The 922-nt window shown below is 50.4% G+C and carries 1 rRNA gene; it reads right to left on the bottom strand.

What is annotated here, in order from left to right:
* Positions 1 to 922: ribosomal RNA gene (locus tag J3477_RS25890) — 23S ribosomal RNA — on the bottom strand; the annotation flags it as partial.

The raw sequence follows: 922 nt of genomic DNA, 5'->3' as shown, positions 1-922 counted from the left end.
AATGTCCCGTCACCAGCTTCATGGTGCCCGGTTAGAATCCCAGTACTGTCAGGGTGGTATCCCAAGGACGACTCCACATCCCCTAACGAGAATGCTTCCAAGTCTCCCACCTATCCTGTACAGACAATACCGAAACTCAATGCTAAGCTACAGTAAAGCTCTACGGGGTCTTTCCGTCCAATCGCGGGTAGCAAGCATCTTCACTTGCACTACAACTTCGCCGGATTTACAGTTGAGACAGTGCCCAAGTCATTACGCCATTCGTTCGGGTCAGAACTTACCTGACAAGGAATTTCGCTACCTTAGGACCGTTATAGTTACGGCCGCCGTTTACTGGGGCTTAAGTTCACCGCTTCGCGTTACCGCTAACGATTCCCCTTAACCTTCCAGCACCGGGCAGGCGTCAGCCCCTATACATCAGCTTTCGCTTTAGCAGAGACCTGTGTTTTTGCTAAACAGTTGCTTGGGCCTATTCTCTGCGACCTACTCTCGTAGGCACCCCTTCTCCCGAAGTTACGGGGTCAATTTGCCGAGTTCCTTAACTGTAATTCTTCCGCCGGCCTTAGGATTCTCTCCTCACCTACCTGTGTCGGTTTGCGGTACGGGTACTACATTTCTCCCTAGAAGCTTTTCTTGGCAGCGTAGAATCAAGTACTTCAGCCTAAAAGGCTTTCCCCATCACACCTCAGCTAATACAAGCGGATTTGCCTACCTGTATACCTAAGTGCTTAGACTAGCATCCAATAGCTAGCACACTCTATCTTCCTGCGTCACTCCATCGGTAATAACGATTTGCAGTAGTATCGGAATATCAACCGATTGTCCATCACCTACGCCTTTCGGCCTCGGCTTAGGTCCCGACTAACCCTCAGCGGACGAGCCTTCCTGAGGAAACCTTAGGTTTTCGGCCACTAGGATTCTC

The sequence above is a fragment of the Clostridium zeae genome, from assembly GCF_017312485.1.
GTDB lineage: Bacteria > Bacillota > Clostridia > Clostridiales > Clostridiaceae > Clostridium_AR > Clostridium_AR zeae.
This window is presented reverse-complemented; position numbering and strand designations above follow the sequence as displayed.